This window comes from Streptomyces sp. NPDC043854, assembly GCF_056436005.1.
Genome location: NZ_JBWKDK010000015.1, coordinates 1 through 23855, shown reverse-complemented (window position 1 = coordinate 23855; position 23855 = coordinate 1). Strand labels below are relative to the sequence as shown.

Below are 23855 nucleotides of genomic sequence, written 5' to 3'. Positions count from 1 at the left end.
TCGGCGATGGAGTCGGAGTTCGTAGCGGTACGTCGGCACGGCGACGACGGGGTCGTGGAGCTGGTCCTCGACCGGCCGAAGGCGATGAACGCGGTGTCCACGCAGATGGCGCGGGCCATCGGGGCGGCCTGCGCGCAGCTGGCGGCGGACCCGTCGGCCCGGGTGGTCGTGCTCACCTCGACGGCGGAGCGGGCGTTCTGCGTGGGCGCGGACCTCAAGGAGCGCAACTCCCTCAGCGACGCGGAGCTGGTGCGCCAGCGGCCCACCACGCGGGGCGCGTACGGGGGCGTGCTGGAGCTGCCGATGCCGACGATCGCGGCGGTGCACGGGTTCGCGCTGGGCGGCGGCTTCGAGCTGGCGCTGGCCTGCGATGTGATCGTGGCCGACGAGACGGCCGTGGTCGGCCTGCCGGAGGTGTCCGTGGGCGTGATCCCGGGCGGCGGCGGAACCCAGCTGCTGCCGCGGCGCGTGGGCGCGGCCCGGGCGGCGGAGCTGATCTTCACGGCCCGCCGGGTGGAGGCCGCGGAGGCGCTGTCGCTGGGCCTGGTCGACTCGGTGGTCCCCGCGGGCCGGGACCGCGAGGAGGCCCTCGCCCTGGCCGCCCGGATGGCGGCGAACTCCCCGGTCGGCCTGCGGGCGGCCAAGCGGGCGCTGCGGCTGGGCCACGGGATGGACCTGGCGGCCGGCCTGGAGATCGAGGACGCCGCCTGGCGGACGGTCGCGTTCTCCGGCGACCGGGCGGAGGGCGTGGCGGCGTTCAACGAGAAGCGCCGCCCCAACTGGCCGGGGCAGTAGCCGCACGGTTCGGCCGCAGCGTTCGGCCGCAGCGTTCGGCCGCGGCGTTCGGCCGCGGCGTTCGGCCGAGGCGTCCCTGCGCACGGTTCGGCCGCACGGTTCCCTTCGGCACGCCCCCGGCCGGCCCGGCCCGGCGGGGGGCGTGCCCTACCAATTCGGATAAAACTCCCTAACCTGGGGTGATGGGACTCGACGCGCGGCTGCGAGCCGTCGTGGGCCTGGCGCAGGCCATGGCCGCCGCGGGTGCGCCGCGGGACAGCATGCGGGCCGCTGCGCGCGGGGCGCGCCTGGCGATGGACGGGTCGTTCGCCGCGATCTCCGCCTGGGAGCGGGAGCGGGGCCGGCTGCGGGTCCTCGTCAACGAGGGCGAGCGGCGGGCGGACGAGACCGAGTTCCCGGAGGACGAGTCGTACCCCGTGCACGACTTCCCCGAGATCACCGAGTTCCTGCACGAGCGCTGGGTCGGCGGCGGAGGCCCGCACGCCTGGGTCGAGAGCGCCGGCGGCGCCCGCCCCGGCCGCCGCGGCGAGACCCTGCGCCGGCGCGGCCGCGGCACCTGCGTCGTGGCGCCCGTCGTGCTGAGCGGCCGCGCGTGGGGCGAGCTGTACGTGGCCCGGGACGAGGGACTGCCCGACTTCGACGAGGACGACGCCGATTTCGCCACCGTCCTCGCCGCCGTGATCGCCGCCGGCCTCGCGCAGAACGACCGGCTGGAGGAGGCCCGGCGGCTCGCGTTCACCGATCCGCTGACCGGGCTGGCCAACCGCCGCGCCGTCGACATGCGGCTCGACGGGGCCCTGGAGGAGCACCGGCGCGGCGGTGTCGTCGTGAGCCTGGTGGTGTGCGACCTCAACGGGCTCAAGCGGGTCAACGACACCCTCGGCCACGCCACCGGCGACCGGCTCCTGGAGCGCTTCGGGTCCGTGCTGAGCCTGTGCGGGGCCATGCTGCCCGGGGCGCTCGCCGCCCGGCTCGGGGGTGACGAGTTCTGCCTGGTCAGCGTCGGCCCCTCGGCCGACGAGGTGGTGCGGGTCACCGAGGAGCTGTGCCGCCGCGCCGGCGGGCTGGAGCTGGGCGAGGGGGTGGCCTGCGGGGTCGCCTCGACCGGGGACCCGATCGGCCCCGTGAAGTCCTCCCGGCGGCTGTTCCGGCTGGCCGACGCCGCCCAGTACAAGGCGAAGGCCGCCCGCTCCGCCGGCCCCGTCGTCGCCGGGCGGGACACGGCCGTGGTGCGCCTGGCCGACGCGGCCCAGCAGGAGGCCCCGGGCGAGCGGCGCCGCTTCCGCGGCCGGGCGTGACGCCGTACGCCGTCGCGGGTGGCGTAAGAGCTCCTCGTGAACGTCACTAGTGACATGAAGCGATTCAGTCCGTAGGGTGCTGAATATGGATATGCACACTGTCGTGGTGGGGACGTCCGGGACCACCCCCGAGGACGTCATCGCCGTCGCCCGCGGCAACGCGCGGGTCCAGCTGTCCCCCGAGGCCCTGGACGCCCTCGCCCGCTCCCGCGAGATCGTCGACTCCCTCGCCGCCAAGCCCGAGCCCGTCTACGGCGTCTCCACCGGCTTCGGCGCCCTGGCCTCCCGGCACATCAGCCCCGAGCTGCGCGCCCAGCTCCAGCGCAACATCGTCCGCTCGCACGCCGCCGGCATGGGCCCGCGCGTCGAGCGGGAGGTCGTGCGCGCCCTGATGTTCCTGCGCCTGAAGACGGTCGCCTCCGGCCACACCGGCGTCCGGCCCTCCGTCGCGCAGACCATGGCCGACCTGCTCAACGCGGGCATCACGCCCGTCGTCCACGAGTACGGCTCCCTCGGCTGCTCCGGCGACCTCGCCCCGCTCTCGCACTGCGCCCTCACCCTGATGGGCGAAGGCGACGCCGAGGGTCCCGACGGCGTCGTCCGCCCGGCCGGCGAGCTGCTCGCCGAGGCCGGCATCGAGCCCGTCGAACTGCGCGAGAAGGAGGGCCTCGCCCTCCTCAACGGCACCGACGGCATGCTCGGCATGCTGATCATGGCCCTCGCCGACCTCCACCGGCTCTACACCTCCGCCGACATCACCGCCGCCCTGACGCTGGAGGCCCTGCTCGGCACCGAGAAGGTCCTCGCGCCCGAGCTGCACGCCATCCGCCCGCACCCCGGCCAGGGCGACTCCGCCGCCAACATGGCCGCCGTCCTGAAGGGCTCCGGGCTCACCGGGCACTACCAGGAGGAGTCCGCCCCGCGCGTGCAGGACGCGTACTCCGTGCGCTGCGCCCCGCAGGTCGCCGGCGCCGGCCGCGACACCCTCGCCCACGCCGCCCTGGTCGCCTCCCGCGAGCTGGCCTCCGCCGTCGACAACCCGGTGGTCCTGCCCGACGGGCGGGTGGAGTCCAACGGCAACTTCCACGGCGCGCCCGTCGCGTACGTCCTGGACTTCCTCGCCATCGCGGCCGCCGACCTCGGCTCCATCGCCGAGCGGCGCACCGACCGGCTCCTGGACAAGCACCGCTCGCACGGCCTGCCGCCCTTCCTGGCCGACGACGCCGGCGTCGACTCCGGCCTGATGATCGCCCAGTACACGCAGGCCGCCCTGGTCAGCGAGATGAAGCGGCTGGCCGTCCCGGCCTCCGCCGACTCCATCCCCTCCTCCGCCATGCAGGAGGACCACGTCTCGATGGGCTGGTCGGCCGCGCGCAAGCTCCGCACCGCCGTCGACAACCTGACCCGGATCATCGCCATCGAGCTGTACGCGGCCACCCGCGCCATCGAGCTGCGCCACGGGCTCACCGCCGCCCCGGCCAGCCTCGCCGCCATCGCCGCCGTCCGCGCGGCCGGTGTCGAGGGCCCCGGGCCGGACCGCTTCCTGGCGCCCGACCTGGCCGCCGCCGACGCCTTCGTGCGCTCGGGCGGACTGGTCGAGGCGGTCGAGGGGGTCACGGGCCCGCTCGCCTGAGCAGCCCGGGCCGCCCGGCCCGGCGGATGCGGAACGGCCGAGGGCCGCTCCCGGGAGGTGTCCCGGTGAGCGGCCCTCGGCCGTTGTGGTGTGCCGGGCGCCCTGTGCCGGGCCGCCTGTGCCGGGCCGCCTGTGCCGGGCGGCCTACAGGGCGCGGGTGCGGCGCACCGAGAAGGTGACGAAGCCCGCGCCGACGCCCAGGAAGAGGGTGCCGGCCAGCAGGTACGGGGTGGTGTCGATCCCGCCGGTGTCCGCGAGCGCCAGGGCGGCGGCCCGGCCGCCCTGGGCGGTGTCGCCGGTGGTCGCGGCACCGGTGGCACCGGCGGCGTCCGCACCGTCGGCGGTCAACGTGACGGTGCCGGAGCCGCCGGTGTTCCCGGAGACGGGCGTGACCGGGGCGGGGGCCGCGGACCCGGGTGCGGTGGCGTTCGCGGAGGGAACGAACCAGAGGGCGGCGAGGAGGGTGGTCGCACCCAGCGAGGTGAGCAGGGGCGGGCGTGCGGACACGGGGCGATCCCCCTTGCGGAAGCAGCGAATTGACCGTGTGCGGTGATGCTACGGAAAGGGGCGGGTCGTGGGAAAGTCGAGGCGGGTGCGGGCTTACGCTCCGACGTATGAACCCTACTGACACATCACGATACGTACGGCTTCGCGTGGATTTGGTGCTGGAGGTGCCGGACGCCGAGGCGCTGACCGGGGCCGCGCTCGACCACATCGCGGCCGACGAGTACATGCCGGACGACGAACGCGGCCACGCCGAGTCGGCGGTACAGGAGGACGAGTCGGAGGCCCTGGCGTACCTCATCGACCCCATCGACCTGGTCGTGGACATCCCCGGGGTGGAGCTCGTACAGGCCTCCTGGAGCAGCGAGCCCGTCGAATACGACCCCGAGTCGCTGGAGTACGAGCTGGACGAGGAAGATGGGGGTTTCGACAGAGAGACCGACAACGCCTGACCGTGGGGTGGCCCACATCCAAACGGGATGTGGAACCGATCCGATCCGTCAACGCGTTGACTGGTGCGTGGCAGGGGGCGCGTCCCCCTGCCCGGGGATGCCCCCGGGGGGTTCAGCAGCGATGGAGTGGCGTGTGAGGACGGACAGCAAGCGGCGGAGAAGGTCCATGGCGGCCATATCCGCCGTGCTCGGCGGCGTACTGATGCTCACGGCGTGCGGCGGAGGTGACGAGGACAAGGCGAAGGGCGGCGGGGACGCCGCCAAGTCCCAGTCCGACGTCGACGCGGCGGCCGCCAAGGACGCGTCGAAGGCCAAGATAACGATCACGCCGAAGGACGGCGCGACCAACGTCGGCCTGGACTCGACGGCGGTCAGCGTCGCCGACGGCACCCTCACGGCGGTCGAGCTCAAGACCTCCGAGGGTGCCGCCGTGGCCGGCAAGATCGCCGGCGACGGCAAGAGCTGGAAGCCGGACGCCCCGCTGAAGCGCTCCACGAAGTACGCGCTGTCGGCGACCGCCAAGGACGCGGGCGGCAAGGAGGCGCACGAGAACGCCTCCTTCACCACCGTCTCCCCGGAGAACAGCTTCATCGGCTCGTTCGTGCCGGAGGACGGCCAGACCGTCGGCGTGGGCATGCCCGTGTCGATCACCTTCAACAAGCCGATCAAGGACAAGAAGGCGGTCCAGTCGGCGATCAACGTCACCTCCAGCAGCGGCCAGGAGGTCGTCGGCCACTGGTTCAGCGAGCAGCGGCTCGACTTCCGGCCCGAGAACTACTGGCAGCCGAACTCCACCGTCACGCTGAAGATGCAGCTGGACGGGGTGCAGGGCGCCCCCGGCGTCCAGGGCGTGCAGAACCGCACCGCCACCTTCAAGATCGGCCGGAGCCAGGTCTCCACGGTCGACGCGAAGTCGAAGAAGATGACGGTCACCCGGGACGGCGCGGTCATCAAGACCATCCCGATCTCGGCGGGCTCCCCGGCGACCCCCACGTACAACGGCCAGATGGTGATCTCCGAGAAGTTCAAGGAGACCCGGATGAACGGCGCCACCGTGGGCTTCACCGACGCCGACGGCAAGGGCGAGTACGACATCAAGGACGTCCCGCACGCGATGCGGCTGTCGAACTCCGGGACCTTCCTCCACGGCAACTACTGGGGCGCGGACTCGATCTTCGGCAGTGTGAACACCAGCCACGGCTGTGTCGGCCTGAACGACGTCAAGGGCGCGGGCGACCCGAACCAGCCCGCCGCCTGGTTCTACGACAACTCGCTCATCGGCGACGTCGTCACGGTGGTCAACTCCCCGGACCGGACCATCAAGCCGGACAACGGCCTCAACGGCTGGAACATGAGCTGGGCGGACTGGAAGGCCGGCTCGGCCGCCTGACCCCCGGTTCCGCCGGTCGGGCGGAGTCGAACCGCGGATGGCGGGGCACCCCTGGCGGGTGCCCCGCCATCCGGCGTTCCGGCGGCCGCCCGCGTCCCGCGTCCCGCGTCCAGCCCACAGCCGCTGCCCGCTGCCCGCCGCCCGCCGCCGCAAACTCCCGCGCGGGCGGCCCGGGGACGGGACTAAGGTCCGGCGCATGACAAGCGACTCCATGATCCGAGCCCTCACCCCGCCGCCGTCCGATGCGGAGACGGAGGCCTGGCGGTCGGTCCTGGCCGACGCCCGGGCCGCCGACCTGCCGCAGCTGCCGGCACCCTCCCGGGTCGAGGTGGCCGGGCGGCTCCGGGTGCCGCCCGCGCGCGGGCACGCCGCCCTGTGGGCGGCCGGGGACGGCGTCGCCGGGCTCCTGCTCTTCACCGACGAGGAGAACCTGCACACCGCGTTCCTCGACGTGCTGACGGTCCGTCCGCAGGCACGCCGCCAGGGCCTCGGCACGGCCCTGTGGCAGCGGGTCCGCGCGGAACTCCTCGCCCGGGGCCGCACCTCGGTCTCCGCCCAGATCGACCTCGGCGGCCCCGGCCAGGCCTTCGCCGAATCGCTGGGCTTCAGCTGCGTCCTGCCGATGGCCTGGTACGTCCAGGACGTCCGGGAGGCGCGGCGCGCCCTGCCCGCCCGGGAGGCCGCCGCCCCGCCCGGCTACGAGCTCGTGTGCTGGCAGGGCCTGGTGCCCGACGTATGGGCCGCCGCGGCGGCCCGGGCCCACTGCGCGATGGACGACGCCCCGATGGGCGGTGTGGACGAGCAGGTCCTCGCCTGGACCCCGGAGCGCCTGCACGCCTCCCAGCAGCTGATCCTGGACCGCGGGGGCGCGCTGACCACGGTCGCCGCCGTCACCCCGCAGGGCGAGGTGGCCGCGTACACGGAGCTCGTGCTGCCCGACCCGGACGGCCCGCGCGCCATCCAGTACGACACGGTCGTCGTTCCCGGACACCGCGGCCGCGGCCTCGGCCGCACCGTCAAGCTCCGCATGCTCGCCGAGGCGGCGGACCGCCACCCGGCCCTGCGGACCATCGCCACGACCGTCGCGGACGAGAACACCCCGATGCGGACGGTCAACGAGGCCCTCGGCTACCGCCGCGACCGCGGCACGGCCGTCTTCCAGCTCACGCTGTAGCGGCGGCCGCCGGCCGGCGCGCCACGAGGGAGTACAGGACGGGCAGGTGCGTCTGCCCGAACGGGAAGCGGTACCTGCCGTCCTGGCCCCGCGGCAGGATGCCCCGGCCATCGGACTCGGCGTCAGTGTGCTCGCCGAGCCGCTCCACGGCCAGCCCGGCGCCGGCCGCGGCCGTCACGATCTCCCCCAGCGCGTGCGGGTACTGCACCGACTCCCGCGGCTCCGTGCGCAGCTCGGGATCCGCGTACGTCCCGGTCACCGGCTCCCGCTGCGGCTGCCCGCCGCCGTACGGCCAGTCGGCGACGAGCGGCTCGTAGCTGGCGAAGACCTGGAGCAGCGGGTGCAGGTCGACCAGGACCAGCCGGCCGCCGGGGCGCAGCGCGGCGGCCGCGCCGCGCATCCAGGCGTCCAGGTCGCCGATCCAGCACAACACCCCGTGCGTGGCGACGGCCAGGTCGAACCGGCCGCCGAGCGAGGCGGGCAGCGCCTGCGTGTCCGCCTCGACGAACTCGGCGCGCTCCGCGAGCCCGGCCCGGGCCGCCAGCCCCCGGGCCCGCTCGACCGCCACGGGCGAGAAGTCCACCCCGGTCACCCGGGCCCCGAGCCGCGCCCAGTTCAGGGTGTCCATGCCGAAGTGGCACTGCAGGTGCAGCAGGTCCAGCCCGCGCACGTCCCCCGCGAGCTCCCGCTCCAGGTCCAACAGGGTCTGCCGGCCGGCGAGGAACGCCCCGACGTCGTAGAACCGGTCCCCGGGCGTCGTCCCGTGCACCCGTGCCCGCTCGTCCCACACGGCCCGATTGACCGCAACCCCGTCCCGCTGCCCACTGTCGTCCACGGCCCCAGTCTGCCGAAGCCCCTCTACCCCGGGCGGCCGATTTCCCCGCCGCGGCGGACGGAAGGCCGCCCCGGCGTCACCGCCGGGCCGCGTCGAGCAAGGCCGACGCTGCCGCCGTACGGGCTGCGGGACGGCGGGTGACCGGGCGGCTCGGGGGGCGCCGCCTGCCAACGTGCCCCCGGGTCCCCTCCATCTGCCGGCAGATGGAGGGGACCCGCGGGGAGCCTAGGCTTCCGCCTTGGCGACGCCGATGGGGCAGGAGACGCCTGTGCCGCCTATGCCGCAGTAGCCCGCCGGGTTCTTGTCCAGGTACTGCTGGTGGTAGGCCTCGGCCGGCCAGAACGGGCGGTCCTCGGCCGGGAGGACCGCCGTGGTGATCGGGCCGTAGCCGGAGGCGTTCAGGACCTGCTGGTAGGCGTCGCGGGAGGCCTCGGCCGCGGCCTGCTGGGCGGGGGAGTGGGTGTACACCGCGGAGCGGTACTGGGTGCCCACGTCGTTGCCCTGGCGGAAGCCCTGGGTGGGGTCGTGGGACTCCCAGAACAGCTTCAGCAGGGTGGCGTAGGAGACGGCCGCCGGGTCGAAGACCACGCGGACGACCTCCGTGTGCCCGGTCAGGCCCGAGCAGACCTCCTCGTACGTCGGGTTCTGCGTGTGGCCGCCCTGGTAGCCGACGAGGGTGGTCCACACCCCGGGGGTTTGCCAGAACTTCCGCTCCGCGCCCCAGAAGCAGCCCAGCCCGAAGTCCGCGACCTCCAGGTGCTCCGGGTAGGGGCCGGCGAGGGGGGTGCCGAGGACGGTGTGCTGCGGGGGCAGGGCGAACAGGGGCTCGGTGCGGCCCTCGAGGGCCTGCTCGGCGGTGGGGAGCTCGGGGGTGCGGCGGTACGAGAACATGGATTCCCTCCTTGGTACCTCCCTCAACGGACGGGGGCGGGCCCGGATTCCCCACCGAGGTGGAGGGGACCGGGCCCGCCCGTCGCCGGGCCGCTACTGCGCGTCCGCCGTCACGCGGACCGTTACTGCGCGTCCGCCGTCACGCGGACCGCCCAGTCGCGTGCGTACAGGTACCGCCGCTTCGGCTGGGAGTGGTACGACCACGGCATGGCGCCGATGTACCCGTCGATGCGGCGGAACTGCTCCACCGCCTCCGCGTCCCGGTCCTGCCAGAACAGCATCCAGGCCAGCATGTGCCGCAGCCTGACCGCCCGCCGGTCGCCGGGGCCGGCCGCCGCCAGGTCGGCGAGGGCGGCGTCGACGGCCGCGCGGACCTCGGGCTCCTTGTAGTAGTCCTCCGCCTGGAGGTCCTTGTTCCAGGACTCGTTCTCGAAGTACGCGATCAGCGGCAGCAGCGACAGCAGTTCGCCCGGCTCGGCCGAGTCGGCCGCCTTGCGGGCGAAGCCGAGGGCCAGCTCGTGCGAGCCGCGCCACTTCGCGGCCCAGTACTGCAGGGCGCTGGTGTGCGCGGTCAGCAGCTTCGGGGCGCGGGCCGTGATCTGCGCCCACAGCTCCTCGTACCGCTCGTGGGGGTAGCCCAGGCCCATCGCGATGGGCTGCTCCACCATGTACGGGACCGGGTCCGCGGGGTCGGCGAGCTTCCGGGCGGCGTGCGCGGTCCGCTCCGCCTCGAGCAGCAGCTCGCGGAAGAGCCGGAACTGCTCCTGCGTGGTGCGGGCCCCGGACTGGCTGCCGCGGACGTTCCACGCGACCATGACGGCGGTGTCGGCCTCGACGACCGCCGCCGTCGGGTCCCCGGGCCGGGCCGCCTGCCAGGCGAGCAGCCACGCGTCGTCCTCGGCGGCGGCCTCGGACAGGACGCGCACCCGCTGCCAGCGCTCCTCCCAGTCCGTTCCGGCGGCGTCGATCCAGTCGGCTCCGGTCTGCCAGTCGCCGGCCCGGACCGCCGCCAGCGCGGCCGTCTCCTCCGGGGGTACGGGCTGTGCGTGCTCGGTGTCGAGGTCGGCCTCCGCGACGAAGCCGAGCGCGACGACGGCCGCGGCCTGCTCCGCCTTGGTCCGCTCCTCCAGGGCGGCGGTGTCGGCCTGGGTGGCCTCGATCTCGGCCTCCAGGGCGTCCGACCGGGCGTTGAGCTTCCGGGCCTTGCGTACGTAGTACACGGCGCGCAGCAGTTTGAAGGCACCCGCTAGCAGCAGGATGCCGAGGATGGTCAGTCCGATGGTCACTTGGCGAGCACCAGCTTTCGCAGGGGTTCGGTGTCGCACTGGTCGGCGGCGGCCGCCTCCAGCGCGGACCGCAGCTCCTGTTCGAACTCCTCGGAGGGGTAGCGCAGGGCGGCCGGGTCGGACCAGGACAGCTCCCAGCGGGCGGTGGCGCGGGCGGTGAGCTCCACGGTGACGAGCTGGCCCAGGAGCTTGCGGACGACGGGGCGGGTGAACTCGCGGGCGGTGCGGCCGGTGGCGGCGGCGGCCTCCTCGGACTTCGGGAAGCGGTCGGCGACGCGCCAGCGCAGGGCCGGGTCGGCGTCGATGGCGTCGAGGACGGCCGCCAGGGCCGGGCCGCGGCCGGAGCCGGCGCCGCCGTCGGCAGCCCCCGCGCCCTCCGCGGCGAAGGCGTCGCGGATGTCCTGGGCGCCCCGGTCCACGTACCGGGTCATGCTCTCGTGGACCAGGTCGGGCCAGTCCACCCGCTTCAGGGCGAGCACCTGCGGGGTCAGCACGGCCTGCTCCAGCGCGGCCTGGGCGGCCTCGGGGGCCGAGAGCAGCGCCAGCGCGGGGCGGGCGTCCGCGTGGCCGCGGCCGTCGTCGGGCAGGGCCTCGATGCGGGCGACGCGTTCGGCGAGCGGCGGGTGGGAGTCGTACGGGTCGGCGGGCTCGGTGGGCAGCTCGCGGCGCATCTCGTCCAGCTCGGCGGAGCGGGCGTCGAGGAGGTTGCGCAGCCCGCCGAAGACCTGTCCGGTACGGGGCAGCAGGTCGGCGCCGATGCCGAGGGTGGCGTACGAGTCCATGTAGAACTCGTGGGCGGGGCCCAGGGCGTTGAACTCGCGCAGCGCGGAGGCGGCGGCGTCGCGTCCGGCGACCTGCACCGAGGCCAGGTCGGCGGCGAGCTCCTGGCGGCGGGCGGAGGAGCGGGTGGCCCGCAGGTAGAACCGGCCGTACGCGGTGTAGACCTTGGCCATGGCGCGGTAGGTGGCGCCCTGGCCGCTGGTGTCGACCTCGTGGGCCTTCTTGCCCTTGGCGATGCGTTTCTGCGCCTTCACCTCCTGCCGGGTGCGCTCCTTGGCGACCTTGGCCTCGGCGCGCTCGTGGAAGTGGGCGACGGTACGGGTGAGCTGGGCGCGCCCGCGGGCGATCAGCGGGGTGAGGCGGGTGTCGAAGTTGGCGTAGTGGCCCATCTCGTGGGCGAGCACGGCGCGCAGCTGCATCTCGTCCAGGCCGGTCATCAGCGGCAGTCCGAGGTACAGGCGGCGGGTGCCGGGGCGCAGGCCGAGCAGCCGGGAGTCCTCGCCGACGGCCGCGTTCACGTCGGCGATCAGCACGATCTCGTCGGGGGCGCGGGTGCCGACCTGCTCGGCGACCTCGCGGACGGCCTGCCACAGGGCCGGCTCCTGCTCGGGGCCGACGGGCACGCCGGGGACGGGGTCCCCCTTGGGGGTGCGGAGCATGAACATGCCGCGCACGATCGGGATGGCGAGGACGCCGGTGACGGCGATCAGTTTGAGCAGCGCGAAACCGCGCAGCCCGGCCGTGTACGCGCCGAGGTCGACGCCGGCGAGCAGGGCCAGCAGGACGAGGCCGAGCAGATAGAAGCCTGCGAGCAGGACGAGAGCGCGCAATGCGCGCAGTGAAGCGCCCATATGGGACAGATCCCCCCGGGGATGAAGACGGTGCGGTGGTGCCGGGCGCACCGCCCGCGCGGTCTGCCGGGGCCGGGTACGGGCGACCCGGCTGCTGCGGCGGTGCGGTGCGGTGCGTACGGCACCTGCGGCCGCGCCGGGTCGGAGGCGGGCCGGTGGCGGAGCCGGGGTCGCCCGGACCCGCCGGCCGGCCCGACGGCCACGGGGGGATCATGCGGCCTCATGGTCACTTACGGCAACCTTATGGCCCGAAGGCGGTGTTCAGTGGGGCAGGGTGGCCGGGGAACCGCCGTTGGCCTCGTAGCCGGCCACCGCCAGGGCGCGGTACACCGTGTACTCCGCGGCCGGGTCCTGGGACGCCGACCAGGGCAGGGCGCCGACGCAGCCGTCCACGTGCCGCACCTGCTCCATGGCCTCCGCCCACCGCTCCATCGGCACCAGGAACGACAGCAGCATGTGCCGTACGTGCGCCAGCATCGGGTCGTCGGGCCGGGCCTGGTGCACCGCGTACAGCGCGCCCTCCACCGCCCGGGTCACCACCGCGCTCTGCCAGAACGGGGTCAGCACCAGGTCCGGCTTGTGCTCGTACACCGCGAACAGCGGCAGCGCCGCCAGCAGCGAGCCCTGCGGGGCCCGGGCCGCCGCCGCGTGGGCGAAGGCATCGGCCTTCTCCCGGGAGCCGTGCCACTTCTCGCACCAGTAGTGCAGGGCGGCCAGGTGGGCTCCCATGTGGTTCGGGGCCACGTCGATGACCTTCGCCCACAGGGTGTCGAACTCCGCCTCCGAGTAGCCCAGCGCCCGCGCGATCGCCAGCTCCGTGATGTACGGGACCGGGTCGCCGGGGGCCAGCAGCACCGCCTTGCGGCAGGCCTCCCGAGCCTCCTCCAGGATGATCCGGTGGTCCTCGGAGCCGACGCCGCCCGAGTGCCGCCACGCCTGCTGCACCAGCAGCTCGGCGTGCACCTGCGCGCCGCCCGCGTCCTTCTCGGCCTGGAGCCGCCACGCCTTCAGCCAGGGCGCACCCACCCCGGGCTGCGCCACCAGCTCCAGTGCCGCGGCACCGGCGAAGGCCTGGACCCGCTGCCAGCGCAGCTCCCCGTCCTTGGGGGTGCCGGCCAGCAGCTGGGAGGCGGCCTGCCACTGCCCGCTGCGCTGCACGACGGCGAGCGCGTCCATCAGGTCCCGGTCGGGTCCGGGGACCCGGATGTCGAGCTCCTCCTGGAGGGCGAAGCCGTAGTCCGCGGGGTCCGCCGCGTCGGGGCTGCCGGGCGAGACCAGGCGCAGGCCGCTCCGCCTGCGCCGTATGAGAGGACCGAGGGCGGCCACGAGCAGGCCGACGGCGATCAGGAACCACAGAATCTCCATGCCCTCAAGCGAACCAGACCGACCCGTGCCGAGGCGAATGCGAACACCGTGTTGCAGGACCCGTCCCGGGCAGCGGCCACGGGGTGGCGTACGGCCGTACGGGCCTTAGGCTCTGCCCATGAGCGACGACAGCCACGAGCACCAGAGCTTCGAAACCCGCGCGATCCACGCGGGCAACACGGCGGACCCGCTGACCGGCGCGGTCGTGCCCCCGATCTACCAGGTCTCCACGTACAAGCAGGACGGCGTCGGCGGCCTGCGCGGCGGCTACGAGTACAGCCGCAGCGCCAACCCGACCCGCACCGCGCTGGAGGAGAACCTCGCGGCGCTGGAGGGCGGCTCGCGCGGCCTGGCCTTCGCGTCCGGGCTCGCGGCCGAGGACTGCCTGCTGCGCACGCTGCTCTCCCCGGGAGACCACGTCGTCATCCCGAACGACGCCTATGGCGGAACCTTCCGCCTCTTCGCGAAGGTCGTCTCCCGCTGGGGCGTGGAGTGGTCGGTGGCCGACACCTCCGACCCGGCGTCCGTACGCGCCGCCCTCACCCCGAAGACGAAGGCCATCTGGGTCGAGACCCCCTCCAACCCGCTGCTCGGCATCACCGACATCGCCGTGGTCGCCGACATCGCGCGCGCGGCCGGCGCCAAGCTGGTCGTGGACAACACCTTCGCCTCGCCGTACCTCCAGCAGCCCCTGGCGCTCGGCGCGGACGTCGTCGTGCACTCGCTGACGAAGTACATGGGCGGCCACTCCGACGTCGTCGGCGGCGCCCTGGTCACCGCCGACGCGGCCCTGGGCGAAGAACTGGCGTACCACCAGAACGCGATGGGCGCCGTGGCCGGCCCCTTCGACTCCTGGATCGTGCTGCGCGGCATCAAGACCCTCGCGGTGCGCATGGACCGGCACGCGGAGAACGCGGCGAAGGTCGCCGAGATGCTGACCCGCCACCCCAAGGTGCACAAGGTCCTCTACCCGGGGCTGGCCGAGCACCCGGGCCACGAGATCGCCGCCAAGCAGATGCGCAACTTCGGCGGCATGGTGTCCTTCCAGGTCAACGGCGGCGAGGAGGCGGCGGTCGAGGTCTGCAACCGCGCCGGGCTGTTCACCCTGGGCGAGTCCCTCGGCGGCGTCGAGTCCCTCATCGAGCACCCGGGCCGCATGACCCACGCCTCGGCGGCCGGTTCGGCCCTGGAGGTCCCCGCGGACCTGGTGCGCCTCTCCGTCGGCATCGAGAACGCCGACGACCTGCTCGCGGACCTGACCCAGGCCCTCGGCTGACGGCAACACAGCGGCGGCGGACCCCGGTTCGCTGCCGTACGGCCAGTCCGCCGGTCGTCCGGTCCGGTCCGGTCCGGTCCGCCCGTCCGCCGGTCGGCCCGTGTGCCCGTGCGCGGGTCCGCCCGTGCGCGGGTCCGGCGGTGCTCCGTCGCCGCCGGGCGGGGGCTACCAGCCCTCCAGGGGCGGGGAGACACCGCTCGGCGGGACCTCCCACGGGTGGGCCAGCGAGGCCCACACCGCGAAGGCCACCGCCGCCGCGAGCAGCAGCGTCCAGCCGGCCCGGCGCAGGATGCGCCGGCGGCGCAGCAGCCGGCCCCCGCGGGCCGCGGCGGTGGCCGCCAACCCGGTCGGCACCAGCGGGTACGGGCCCTCCATCAGCCGCCTGACCTGGGCCTCCTTACGGTCCGGGACGCTCATGCGGCCTCCCCCCGCCGGGCCCGCAGTGCGGCCACGGCCCGCCCGGACAGCACCCGCACCCGCTCGACCGGCAGCCCGAGCTGCGCGGCCGCGACCTCGTGCGCCACGCCCTCGTACACGCACAGCACGAGCACGAGCCGTTCCAGCGGGGGGAGCGGGGCGAGGACGCCACGGCCGCCGTGGTGGCGGCGCCCGGTGCGGGCGAAGGCGGCGCACAGCTCCTGGCGGGTGTGGTCGTAGGGGTCGTCGCCGCGCAGCCGCTCCCAGTCGGCGTACGTACGGGCCAGCGCGCCGGCCAGCAGCCGGCGGGCGGCCGGGCAGTCGGCGCCGGACGCGGCACCCGACGCGGTACCGGCCTCGGCCGTCAGCAGGACCGCGACATGCAGGAGCCGCCCCGCCGCGCCCGCGACGAAGGCCTCGAACTCGGCGTAGGGCCCCGCTCGGTGGTCCACACGGCATATGGTGCGGGCAGGGGGACCGCCCCGGTCAAGGGGTCGGACACGCCCGGTCCGGGCCGCCCGGCGGCGCGCCGGCTCAGGAGGCGGGGCCGGCTTCCGACACGGTGCCCATCAGCTCCGACAGCGAGCTGTTGAAGCGGGTCAGCAGCCCGGTGAACGCCTCCCGCTCCTCCTCGCTCCAGCCGTCGGTGACCCGGGCCATCAGCTCGCGCCGCGAGACCCGGACCTCCTCCAGCCGGGCCAGCCCGCGCGGGGACAGCGCGAGGACCACCGCCCGCCCGTCCTCGGGGTGGGACGTGCGCTTGACCAGCCCGGTGTCGACCAGCGGGGCGACCTGCCGGGTGACGGTGGAGGAGTCGATGCCCATGCCGCAGGCGAGGGCCTTGACGCCCATCGGGCCTTCCAGGTCGAGCCGGTTCAGCAGCAGGTACGCGGCGCGGTCCATCGAGTTGCGGGCCTGGCCGACGCCGCCCAGGCGGGTCTGCTCGGCGCGGCGCGCGAAGACGGCCACCTGGTGCTGGAGCGCGTCCAGGAGACCGGCTTCGGCGCGTGTTTCAGCCGCCGCGGGCAGGTCGGAATTGGCCGGATTGGAAAGCATGGCCGTGAGCTCTCTTCGCGTGGGGCCGACAAGGATGGGGGACAGAGTACGCGGCCCTGCGGCGGCTCGTACGCCGCGTGGGAGAACTGGTACGACTGGTACGAGCCCGGTACGGATCCGGCGTGCAACCCGGTACGGACCAAGCCCTCGCGCCCGTCCCGCATGGCCGGATTTCGACTCTTCCGCACGGGTCCGCCCGGCCCGCCGCATACGCCCGGGACCTGTGGGGGCTGCGAGACTGGCGGCATGAACTACCGCGTGCTGCAGCCCGTCCCGCCCGTCATCCTCGACGACGTCCTCGGGGCCCAGAAGATGCTCTCGGGCGTCGCCCGGGTCACCCCGATGGAAGGCAGCCGGCACCTTTCCTCCCTCACCGGCTCCGCGGTCCACCTCAAGTGCGAGAACCTCCAGCGCACCGGCTCCTTCAAGCTGCGCGGGGCGTACGTGCGCATCGCGGGCCTGCGGCCCGAGCAGCGGGCGGCGGGCGTCGTCGCCGCGAGCGCGGGCAACCACGCGCAGGGCGTGGCCCTCGCGTCCTCGCTGCTCGGCGTGCACGCGACGGTGTTCATGCCGCTCGGGGCGCCGCTGCCGAAGGTCGCGGCGACCCGGGAGTACGGTGCCGACGTGCGGCTGGAGGGCCACGTCGTCGACGAGACCCTCTCCGCGGCCGAGGAGTACGCGGACCGCACCGGGGCGGTGTTCATCCACCCCTTCGACCACCGCGACATCGTCGCCGGCCAGGGCACGGTGGGCTTGGAGATCCTGGAGCAGTGCCCGGAGGTGCGCACGATCCTCGTCGGGATCGGCGGCGGCGGCCTCGCGGCGGGCATCGCCGTCGCGGTGAAGGCGCTGCGGCCGGACGTGCGGGTGATCGGGGTGCAGGCGGCGGGCGCGGCCGCGTACCCGGTCTCGCTCCGGGCGGGCCACCCGGTCTCGATCGACAACCCGAGCACCATGGCCGACGGCATCAAGGTCGGCCGCCCGGGCGACGTCCCGTTCCGGATCATCGGCGAACTGCTCGACGACGTCCGCACCGTGTCGGAGGACGAGCTCTCCAGCGCCCTGCTGCTCTGCCTGGAGCGGGCCAAGCTGGTCGTCGAGCCGGCGGGCTGCGCCCCGGTGGCCGCGCTGCTGAGCGAGCCCGAGCTGTACGGATCCGGCCCGGTGGTGGCCGTCCTGTCCGGCGGGAACGTCGACCCGCTGCTGCTCCAGCGGATCCTGCGGCACGGCATGGCGGCCGCGGGCCGCTACCTGTCGCTGCGGCTGCGGGTGGCGGACCGGCCGGGGGCGCTGGCCGGGCTGCTGGCGGTGCTGTCGGTGGTGGACGCGAACGTGCTGGACGTGAGCCATGTACGGACCGATCCGCGGCTGGGGCTCACGGAGGTGGAGGTCGAGCTGCACCTGGAGACGAAGGGCCCGGAGCACTGCACGGAGGTCGCGCGCTCGCTGCACGCCGCCGGGTACACGGTCATCGGCTAGCCGCGGCCGGTCGGCGGCCGGCCGGGCGACCGGCCGGAACGGCGGAGCCCCCTCCGGACCGAGGAAGCGATCCGGAGGGGGCTCCGCCCTGCTCGTCTTGGAGGGTGATCAGCCGGTGAACGGCTTGACGTCGAGGATCCGGACCGAGGCCTTCTTGCCGTTCGGCAGCTCGTACTCGGCGTCCTCGCCGACCCTCTTGCCCAGCACGCCCGCGCCCAGCGGGGACTGCGGCGAGTAGGTCTCGATGTCCTCCGAGGCGTACTCGCGGGAGGCCAGCAGGAAGGACATCGTGTCGTCCTCGTCGCCGTCGAAGGCGATCGTGACCACGGTGCCCGGCGCGACCTCGCCCTCGGCGGCCGGAGCCGTGCCGACCTTGGCGTTCTCCAGCAGCTGCGTCAGCTGGCGGACGCGGAGCTCCTGCTTGCCCTGCTCCTCCTTGGCCGCGTGGTAACCGCCGTTCTCGCGCAGGTCGCCCTCCTCGCGGGCAGCTGCGATCTTGATGGCGATCTCCGTGCGTGCGGGACCAGAGAGGTAGTCCAGCTCGGCCTTCAGCTGGTCGTACGCCGCCTGGGTCAGCCAGGTGACGCTCTCGCTCGTCTGGGTCACGGGTGCTCCTCGTCGGTACAGGGGACTACTTGTCCGCCGGTGGCGGGCGAAACCACGAGCCTAACAATTCGGGAAGAAAAGGGGGAGGACGCCGTGTGTATGAAGTGTGTCATCGGGCCCCTGAGCAGCAACGGGGCCAAAGTGCCGCCGCTATCCCGCCCCGGCGTGCCACCAGCGTCCGCGCCCGGCGTGCCACCAGCGTCCGGCCCGGCGTTCCCGCCGGGCCGGAAGGTCAGCCCGCGGACCCCGCCGCCTGGCAGCCGACCAGTTCGATCGCTGTGGCGCGGCCGGTGGTCTTCAGCGTGACGACCTCGTCCACCCGCGACTCCTTCTGGCCGAAGGTGAAGTCCGCCCGGCCCACCTCACCGTGGCCGGTGTTCTGGGAGACCAGGGTGCACACGCCCGTCACCGAGGCCTCCTTGCGCACCTCCAGGTGCACCTTCACCTCGGAGTCCGAGACCACCTGGAACTTGATCACCTCGGCGCTGACGTCCTTGCCGGCGACGTAGCCCCAGCCGATCCAGCCGACGACGGCCAGCATCCCGGCCCCGAGCACCGAGCCGACGATCTTCAGCGTGCGGTCCGCGCGCTCGTCGGCCGAGCGGCCGTACCGGCCCTCGGGCAGGCCCTCGCGCACCGTGCTCATGATCGTTCCTTCCGAGAGTGCCGGCTTCGACTTGACTCCGGGCTCGCCCCCGGAATTTTTCCGCCCCCCGATTCGGTCACTATAGGAGCCGTCCGCCTGACGAATCACAGAGGATCCTGTCTTGACCGAGCAGCTGCGATTGATGGCCGTCCACGCCCACCCCGACGACGAGTCGAGCAAGGGCGCGGCCACCATGGCCAAGTACGTGTCCGAGGGGGTGCCCGTGCTGGTGGTCACCTGCACCGGCGGCGAGCGAGGCTCGATCCTCAACCCCAAGCTCCAGGGTGACAAGTACATCGAGGAGAACATCCACGAAGTCCGCGCCAAGGAGATGGAGGAAGCCCGCCAGATCCTCGGCATCGAGCAGGAATGGCTCGGCTACGTCGACTCCGGCCTGCCCGAGGGCGACCCGCTGCCCCCGCTGCCCGAGGGCTGCTTCGCCCTCGAGGACGTGGACGAGGCGGCCGGCCGCCTGGTGAAGAAGATCCGCGCCTTCCGGCCCCAGGTCATCACCACGTACGACGAGAACGGCGGCTACCCGCACCCCGACCACATCATGACCCACAAGATCACGATGGTGGCCTTCGACGGAGCGAACGACGCCGAGAAGTACCCCGAGGCCGAGTTCGGCCCCGTCTACCAGCCCCGGAAGCTCTACTACAACCAGGGCTTCAACAAGCCGCGCACCATCGCCCTGCACGAGGCGCTGCTCTCCCGCGGCATGGAGTCCCCGTACGGGGAGTGGCTGGAGCGGTGGAAGGAGTTCGAGCGCACCGAGCGGACGCTGACCACGCACGTCCCCTGCGCCGACTTCTTCGAGATCCGCGACAAGGCGCTCATCGCGCACGCCACGCAGATCGACCCGGACGGCGGCTGGTTCCGCGTCCCCATGGAGATCCAGAAGGAGGTCTGGCCCACGGAGGAGTACGAGCTCGCCAAGTCGCTCGTCGACACCTCCCTCCCCGAGTCCGACCTCTTCGCGGGCATCCGGGAGAATGCGTAGCCATGAGCGCTACACAGGCAGCACTGATCCAGCTCGTTCCGCTGGCGGGCGACACCTTCGACAAGAACAAGGTGACGCCCGGCATCCTGGGGTTCCTCGTCTTCGCGGCCCTCGCCCTCGGAGTCTGGGGCCTGATGAAGTCGATGAACCGGCACATGGGCCGGGTCGACTTCGAGGAGGCCCCGGAGGCGGGCCCCGCCACCCCCAAGGCCGAGACCCCGGCCTAGCCGCCACGGCTCCCCCGGCCCCGCGGCCTCGCCGGCGCCTGACGCCGGCGCGGGCTGGATCTTCCCGCCCGCGCCGGGTCACCTGTCGGCGGTGGCCGGGGGAGTTCGAGCGCACCGGGCGCGCAGCGCCCGGAACGGGGTCCGGGGCGGAGCCCCCGGTTTCGGGAAGGGGCGGGACCGGGGAACGGCTCCGCGCAGCGGCCGGGGTGCGCCGGCGGCGGCCGGGGCGGTCCCGCGGCGGGCCGTCAGGGGGACTGGGGCATGGGGACGCCCATGATCTCGCGGGCCCGCAGGGTCGGGATCAGGGCCAGGCGCCACGCCTGCCACCCCTCCCCGGGGTCCACACCCCGCCCCAGCACCACCGCGTACGCCCCCAGGCAGTCCGCCAGCCGACCGTCCCGCATCGCATGCGGCGCCTCCGCCAGTCGGGCCAGCTCGGCCCGCGCCTCCTCCACGCCCGCCGCGCCCGGCACGGCATACGGCAGCAGCGTGCACCGCAGGAACCGCGCCCAGTCCTCCCCGCGCCGGTCCCCGTAGGAGATGAACAGCCGGGCCGCCTCCTCGCACAGGCCGAGCGCCTGCGACACCCGCTCGTTTCCGGCGTCGACCACCGCCAGCTCGACGCAGGTCCACGCCTCCCCGTGCGCCAGCCCGATGCGCCGGAAGTCGGCCCGCGCGTCGACCAGCAGCTGCCGGGCGAAGCCGGAGTTCTTCAGGTTCCCGGTCTGCGCCGCCCGCTGGTCGCGGGTGACCCGGCCCGAGTGGTGCCGTGCGTACGCGAGCCCGTACACGTCCCGCATCCGCGAGAACATGGTCCGGGCCCGCTCCAGCTCCCGGACCGCCTGGTCGAGGTCGCCGGCCTCCTCCAGCGCCTGCCCGAGGTGGTACAGCGTCCACGCCTCGCCGCGCGCGTCCTCCGCCTCGCGGTGCCGCGCCAGCGCCTCCCGCAGCCGCTCCGCCGCCGGCCCGGGATCCCCGTCGACGACGCGGGCCCGGCCCAGCTGGGTCAGCGCCCAGGCCTGGCCGCGGTCGTCGCGGGTGCGCCCGTACAGGTCGAGGGCGAGCCGCAGCTCCTCCTCCGCCTGCGGGACGGCACCGAGCCGCAGGTACACCTGCCCCAGCTGGAAGTGCGCCCACGCCTCGCCGTGCACGCTCTCGTTCTCCCGGTGCAGGGCCAGCGACTGCTCCAGCAGCGCCATCGCCTCCGCGAGCCGCGCCCGGTCCCGCTCCACCGCGGCCAGGGCGTGCAGGCCCCACGCCCGGTCGCCCGCGAGCTTGTCCGGCTCCTGGAGTTCCAGCGCCTCCCGGATCCGGGCCGCCGCCTCCGGCAGCTGCCCCTGGTGGTGCAGGGTGATGCCGAGCGAGATCAGCGCCATGCCGGCTCCGGCGTCCTGATGCGCCTCCCGGTACTGGTCGACCACCGACGCCAGCGTGGTGCGCGCCTTGTCCAGCTCGCCGAGCTGGCGCGCCGCGATGCCCGTACGCCACTGCACCGACCGGACCAGGCGGCCCTGCCCCGGCTCGCCCCAGCGGGCCGCCTCCACCGCCTGCGTCAGCTCGTTGATCTCGCCCAACCGGTACAGGTCACCGCGCAGCAGGCAGAAGTCGCACAGCGCGCCCAGCAGGTCCAGTACCGCCTGCTGGTCCACGCCCTCGGTGTGCCGCAGCGCCGCCGTGATGAAGCTGGACTCCTCGTCCAGCCAGCGCAGTGCCGCGTCGAGGGAGGGGAAGCCGTGGCCGCCGAAGTGGTCGGCACGGTGCGAGGTCTTCCCGTCGACCATCCGGATCACCGCGTCCGCGAGCTGCGCGTGGTTGCGGATCAGCCGGCCGTGCGCGGCCGTGGACGCGGCGCGGTCCTCGTCCGCGGCCAGCCGCGCCGCCGCGTACGAGCGCACCGCGTCGTGCATCCGGAACCGCTCCCCGCGTACGGGGTCCAGCAGGCCCGCCCGGGCCAGTTCGTGCAGCAGCCGCCCGGCCGCCGCCCGGTCCGTGTCGATCAGCGCCGCCGCGGCCGACGGGCCGAGGGAGGCCCGGCCGGCGAGGGTGAGGCGGCGCAGCAGCCGGCGCCGCTCCTCGGGCAGGCAGGCGTAGGCCAGGCCGAGGGCCCGCTCCAGCCGGGGGCCGGCGCCGGGGCCGAGGCCGGCGGCGAGGTCGGGGGCGGGGCCGGGGGCGTCCGCGGCTTCGGGTTCCGACTCCGCGGCGGCGGACAGGGCCTCCGGGGCGGTCGCGGCCACCGGGGCCAGGACGCGCAGGGCCAGCGGCAGGCCGCCGCCCAGTGCGAGGAGCTGCGGCAGCAGCCCCGTCAGGGCGCCGTCGCCGTCGCCGTGGCCGTCCCGGTGGTGGCCGGCGGTGTGCTCCGGGGAGTCCGGCGCGGCCCGGAGCAGCTCCGCCGCCTCGGGGTCCGCCAGCGGCTCCACCGGCAGCTGGTGCACCCACGCCTTGGCGTCCGGCAGCTCCAGCGGCTGCCGCGCCGTCACCAGCACCAGGCTCTCCGACCGCTCCGGCACCAGCATCCGGACCTGCTCGGCGTCCACCGCGTCGTCGAGCACCACCGTCACCGGCAGCCCCTGGAGGTGCTGGTGGTACAGCTCGCCGAGCCGCCGTACCTGCTGCTCCGCCGAGGCCCCGTCGCGGAACAGCAGCTGCTCGCGGGGCGCGCCGAGCCGGTTCAGCAGGTGCAGCAGCGCCTCCCGGGTCGGGAGCGGGGCCTCCCCGTCGGCGGGGCCGCCGCCCCCGCCCCGCAGGTCCACAACGCACGCGCCCCGGAACTGGTCGCGCAGGGCGTCCGCGGCCCGCAGGGCGAGGGCCGTGCGGCCGGCCCCGGGCTCGCCGTGCAGCACCACGACCACCGGGCGGGTCTCCGTACTGGCCCGGGCCGCCTGCACCCACTGCGCGATCCGGGTCAGCTCCGCCCGCCGCCCGGTGAACGAGGCGGCGGGCTGCGGGAGTTGCGCCCACGACTGCTCCAGCACGCTGCGCCGCCGGGCCTCCGCACTGCGGTCGCCGCCGCGCAGCTGCGCGCCGGCCGGGCGCGGGACCTGCCGGGCTGCCTGGCGGGCCGCGGCCGCCACCGCGCGCTGCTGCTCCAGGAACGGGCGTATCCCGCGTACCTCCAGCGCCGACAGCCACTGGAGTTTCAGCTGCTCCGGTCCGCCGGGCCGCCCCCGTTCGCCGGCCCGGCGGTTCGCGGCGGGCAGGTGCAGGGCCGTCACCTTGGCGACCGCGGCGGCCGCCCCGGCGATCCCGGTGACGGCTCCCGCGGTCAAGGCCGTACCCGTCGCCACGCCCAGCGAGAGGTCCACGCCGGCGGCCGCGACCGCCGCCACGGCCGTGACCAGCAGCGCCGTGGAGGTGTTCTGCCGCCGGAAGGCCTCGCCGAGGGACTCCTCCCCGGCGGCCGACTCGTCCACGGCCCGTACGTACGCCTCGTACTCCTCGGCGGCGCTCGCCGCGAGGGCGTCCAGCGTCTGGCGGCCGCGCGCCAGCAGCGCCTCCCGGTCGACCGGTGCACCCGTGCCGGCGGACCGCTGGGCCTCCTCGTCCACGGCCCGTTCCAACAGTCGCTCGGCCTCACCGCGATGGCTGTCCCGCATCGGCATCCCCTCAAGAGAGCTCCGGCAACGTGCCCCAAGTGTGGGACCGCAGGGCCGTGCGCGACAAAGAACTTGAGCTAGATCAGAGGGAGTTGGCCCGTATTCGGGAAACCGCGTGCATATATGTACGTTCCCGGTCCGTCCGGCCGGTGAACCGCCACGCACGGTGACCAGGGCCCAGCGGGGGGGGGGGGGGGGGGCGGGAGGGGGGGGGGGGGGGGGGGGGGGGGGGGGGGGGGGGGGGGGGGGGGGGGGGGGGGTGGGGCGGGGGGGGGGGTTTTGTTTGGTTTTTTCTTTT

General features: G+C 74.5%; 22 protein-coding genes. 10 read left to right on the top strand and 12 right to left on the bottom strand.

The window, feature by feature from the left end; translation table 11 throughout:
- Nucleotides 1-6: 6 nt before the first annotated feature.
- The 3 genes from AC068A_RS15720 to hutH all read left to right on the top strand — a co-directional run bounded on the left by AC068A_RS15720 (nt 7) and on the right by hutH (nt 3726).
- Entirely contained in the window at nt 7-795 is a 789-nt protein-coding gene (locus AC068A_RS15720) for an enoyl-CoA hydratase/isomerase family protein (RefSeq protein ID WP_478585176.1), read from the top strand.
- A gap of 182 nt (nt 796-977) precedes the next feature.
- A complete protein-coding gene (locus AC068A_RS15715) occupies nt 978-2093 on the top strand; it encodes a GGDEF domain-containing protein (protein WP_478585174.1) in 1116 nt (371 codons plus the stop codon).
- Nucleotides 2094-2184: 91 nt separating this feature from the next.
- Nucleotides 2185-3726 (top strand): histidine ammonia-lyase, encoded by a 1542-nt coding sequence (gene hutH, locus AC068A_RS15710; protein ID WP_478585384.1) that lies wholly within the window; start codon nt 2185-2187, stop codon nt 3724-3726.
- A gap of 144 nt (nt 3727-3870) precedes the next feature.
- Here hutH and AC068A_RS15705 read toward each other — a convergent pair whose 3' ends face one another.
- Nucleotides 3871-4233 carry an LPXTG cell wall anchor domain-containing protein gene (locus AC068A_RS15705; RefSeq protein ID WP_478585172.1) on the bottom strand — a complete coding sequence of 121 codons (363 nt, stop codon included), beginning with the start codon at nt 4231-4233 and terminating at the stop codon, nt 3871-3873.
- Between the two features lie 146 nt (nt 4234-4379).
- Here AC068A_RS15705 and AC068A_RS15700 point away from each other — a divergent pair, with 146 nt between their 5' ends.
- The 3 genes from AC068A_RS15700 (at nt 4380) to AC068A_RS15690 (ending at nt 7246) form a co-directional block, all read left to right on the top strand.
- A complete protein-coding gene (locus AC068A_RS15700; RefSeq protein ID WP_478585170.1) occupies nt 4380-4682 on the top strand; it encodes a hypothetical protein in 303 nt (100 codons plus the stop codon).
- A gap of 121 nt (nt 4683-4803) precedes the next feature.
- Nucleotides 4804-6072 carry a L,D-transpeptidase gene (locus AC068A_RS15695; RefSeq protein WP_478585169.1) on the top strand — a complete coding sequence of 423 codons (1269 nt, stop codon included), beginning with the start codon at nt 4804-4806 and terminating at the stop codon, nt 6070-6072.
- Nucleotides 6073-6268: 196 nt separating this feature from the next.
- The gene (locus AC068A_RS15690) at nt 6269-7246 is read left to right on the top strand and encodes a GNAT family N-acetyltransferase (protein ID WP_478585168.1); all 978 of its coding nucleotides are present in this window, start codon (nt 6269-6271) and stop codon (nt 7244-7246) included.
- Here the strand turns inward: AC068A_RS15690 and AC068A_RS15685 are convergent.
- From AC068A_RS15685 to AC068A_RS15665, 5 genes are all read right to left on the bottom strand, one after another.
- Nucleotides 7236-8081: a class I SAM-dependent methyltransferase gene (locus tag AC068A_RS15685; protein WP_478585166.1), complete on the bottom strand. Its 846-nt coding sequence runs from the start codon at nt 8079-8081 to the stop codon at nt 7236-7238. The genes AC068A_RS15690 and AC068A_RS15685 overlap by 11 nt on opposite strands.
- Nucleotides 8082-8306: 225 nt before the next feature.
- Entirely contained in the window at nt 8307-8972 is a 666-nt protein-coding gene (gene msrA / locus AC068A_RS15680; RefSeq protein WP_478585164.1) for a peptide-methionine (S)-S-oxide reductase MsrA, read from the bottom strand.
- A 122-nt stretch (nt 8973-9094) separates the two neighbouring features.
- Complete coding sequence (locus AC068A_RS15675; protein WP_478585162.1) at nt 9095-10258, bottom strand: hypothetical protein; 1164 nt, start codon at nt 10256-10258, stop codon at nt 9095-9097.
- On the bottom strand, nt 10255-11868 hold the full coding sequence (locus tag AC068A_RS15670) for a M48 family metallopeptidase (RefSeq protein ID WP_478585160.1): 1614 nt from the start codon (nt 11866-11868) through the stop codon (nt 10255-10257). The genes AC068A_RS15675 and AC068A_RS15670 overlap by 4 nt, the downstream gene beginning before the upstream one ends.
- Before the next feature lie 282 nt (nt 11869-12150).
- Nucleotides 12151-13254 (bottom strand): hypothetical protein, encoded by a 1104-nt coding sequence (locus tag AC068A_RS15665; protein WP_478585158.1) that lies wholly within the window; start codon nt 13252-13254, stop codon nt 12151-12153.
- 118 nt (nt 13255-13372) lie between these two features.
- On the opposite strand from AC068A_RS15665, the gene AC068A_RS15660 reads away from it, so the two are divergent.
- Nucleotides 13373-14530, top strand: a complete 1158-nt coding sequence (locus tag AC068A_RS15660; RefSeq protein WP_478585157.1) for a cystathionine gamma-synthase — start codon at nt 13373-13375, stop codon at nt 14528-14530.
- Between the two features lie 165 nt (nt 14531-14695).
- Here the strand turns inward: AC068A_RS15660 and AC068A_RS15655 are convergent, their stop codons facing one another.
- The 3 genes from AC068A_RS15655 to AC068A_RS15645 all read right to left on the bottom strand — a co-directional run bounded on the left by AC068A_RS15655 (nt 14696) and on the right by AC068A_RS15645 (nt 16003).
- Nucleotides 14696-14947 (bottom strand): hypothetical protein, encoded by a 252-nt coding sequence (locus tag AC068A_RS15655; protein ID WP_478585155.1) that lies wholly within the window; start codon nt 14945-14947, stop codon nt 14696-14698.
- Nucleotides 14944-15399, bottom strand: coding sequence for a sigma factor-like helix-turn-helix DNA-binding protein (locus tag AC068A_RS15650; RefSeq protein WP_478585154.1), 456 nt, complete (start codon nt 15397-15399; stop codon nt 14944-14946). The genes AC068A_RS15655 and AC068A_RS15650 overlap by 4 nt, the downstream gene beginning before the upstream one ends.
- Before the next feature lie 82 nt (nt 15400-15481).
- Nucleotides 15482-16003 carry a MarR family winged helix-turn-helix transcriptional regulator gene (locus AC068A_RS15645; RefSeq protein WP_478585152.1) on the bottom strand — a complete coding sequence of 174 codons (522 nt, stop codon included), beginning with the start codon at nt 16001-16003 and terminating at the stop codon, nt 15482-15484.
- A 246-nt stretch (nt 16004-16249) separates the two neighbouring features.
- Between AC068A_RS15645 and ilvA the strand changes: the two genes are divergently transcribed.
- On the top strand, nt 16250-17482 hold the full coding sequence (gene ilvA, locus AC068A_RS15640; RefSeq protein ID WP_478585150.1) for a threonine ammonia-lyase: 1233 nt from the start codon (nt 16250-16252) through the stop codon (nt 17480-17482).
- Nucleotides 17483-17590: 108 nt separating this feature from the next.
- On the opposite strand, the gene greA is transcribed toward ilvA, so the two are convergent.
- Together greA and AC068A_RS15630 are read right to left on the bottom strand one after the other, a co-directional pair.
- The gene (gene greA, locus AC068A_RS15635) at nt 17591-18088 is read right to left on the bottom strand and encodes a transcription elongation factor GreA (protein WP_478585149.1); all 498 of its coding nucleotides are present in this window, start codon (nt 18086-18088) and stop codon (nt 17591-17593) included.
- A 232-nt stretch (nt 18089-18320) separates the two neighbouring features.
- The gene (locus tag AC068A_RS15630; RefSeq protein ID WP_478585147.1) at nt 18321-18734 is read right to left on the bottom strand and encodes a DUF4307 domain-containing protein; all 414 of its coding nucleotides are present in this window, start codon (nt 18732-18734) and stop codon (nt 18321-18323) included.
- 121 nt (nt 18735-18855) lie between these two features.
- Between AC068A_RS15630 and mca the strand changes: the two genes are divergently transcribed.
- Together mca and AC068A_RS15620 are read left to right on the top strand one after the other, a co-directional pair.
- Nucleotides 18856-19737 carry a mycothiol conjugate amidase Mca gene (gene mca, locus AC068A_RS15625; protein WP_478585145.1) on the top strand — a complete coding sequence of 294 codons (882 nt, stop codon included), beginning with the start codon at nt 18856-18858 and terminating at the stop codon, nt 19735-19737.
- A 2-nt stretch (nt 19738-19739) separates the two neighbouring features.
- Nucleotides 19740-19964: a hypothetical protein gene (locus AC068A_RS15620; RefSeq protein ID WP_478585143.1), complete on the top strand. Its 225-nt coding sequence runs from the start codon at nt 19740-19742 to the stop codon at nt 19962-19964.
- Nucleotides 19965-20209: 245 nt separating this feature from the next.
- Here AC068A_RS15620 and AC068A_RS15615 read toward each other — a convergent pair whose 3' ends face one another.
- On the bottom strand, nt 20210-23557 hold the full coding sequence (locus tag AC068A_RS15615) for a tetratricopeptide repeat protein (RefSeq protein WP_478585141.1): 3348 nt from the start codon (nt 23555-23557) through the stop codon (nt 20210-20212).
- Nucleotides 23558-23855: the final 298 nt, after the last annotated feature.

Bases quoted from the DNA above. Each gene is read 5' to 3' on its own strand.
- AC068A_RS15665 (WP_478585158.1), bottom strand. From the start codon at position 13,254: ATGGAGATTCTGTGGTTCCTGATCGCCGTCGGCCTGCTCGTGGCCGCC.
- AC068A_RS15720 (WP_478585176.1), top strand. From the start codon at position 7: ATGGAGTCGGAGTTCGTAGCGGTACGTCGGCACGGCGACGACGGGGTC.
- AC068A_RS15615 (WP_478585141.1), bottom strand. From the start codon at position 23,557: ATGCGGGACAGCCATCGCGGTGAGGCCGAGCGACTGTTGGAACGGGCC.
- msrA (WP_478585164.1), bottom strand. From the start codon at position 8,972: ATGTTCTCGTACCGCCGCACCCCCGAGCTCCCCACCGCCGAGCAGGCC.
- AC068A_RS15655 (WP_478585155.1), bottom strand. From the start codon at position 14,947: ATGAGCGTCCCGGACCGTAAGGAGGCCCAGGTCAGGCGGCTGATGGAG.
- ilvA (WP_478585150.1), top strand. From the start codon at position 16,250: ATGAACTACCGCGTGCTGCAGCCCGTCCCGCCCGTCATCCTCGACGAC.
- AC068A_RS15715 (WP_478585174.1), top strand. From the start codon at position 978: ATGGGACTCGACGCGCGGCTGCGAGCCGTCGTGGGCCTGGCGCAGGCC.
- AC068A_RS15660 (WP_478585157.1), top strand. From the start codon at position 13,373: ATGAGCGACGACAGCCACGAGCACCAGAGCTTCGAAACCCGCGCGATC.
- AC068A_RS15620 (WP_478585143.1), top strand. From the start codon at position 19,740: ATGAGCGCTACACAGGCAGCACTGATCCAGCTCGTTCCGCTGGCGGGC.
- hutH (WP_478585384.1), top strand. From the start codon at position 2,185: ATGCACACTGTCGTGGTGGGGACGTCCGGGACCACCCCCGAGGACGTC.
- AC068A_RS15645 (WP_478585152.1), bottom strand. From the start codon at position 16,003: ATGCTTTCCAATCCGGCCAATTCCGACCTGCCCGCGGCGGCTGAAACA.
- AC068A_RS15690 (WP_478585168.1), top strand. From the start codon at position 6,269: ATGACAAGCGACTCCATGATCCGAGCCCTCACCCCGCCGCCGTCCGAT.
- AC068A_RS15695 (WP_478585169.1), top strand. From the start codon at position 4,804: ATGGAGTGGCGTGTGAGGACGGACAGCAAGCGGCGGAGAAGGTCCATG.
- AC068A_RS15630 (WP_478585147.1), bottom strand. From the start codon at position 18,734: ATGAGCACGGTGCGCGAGGGCCTGCCCGAGGGCCGGTACGGCCGCTCG.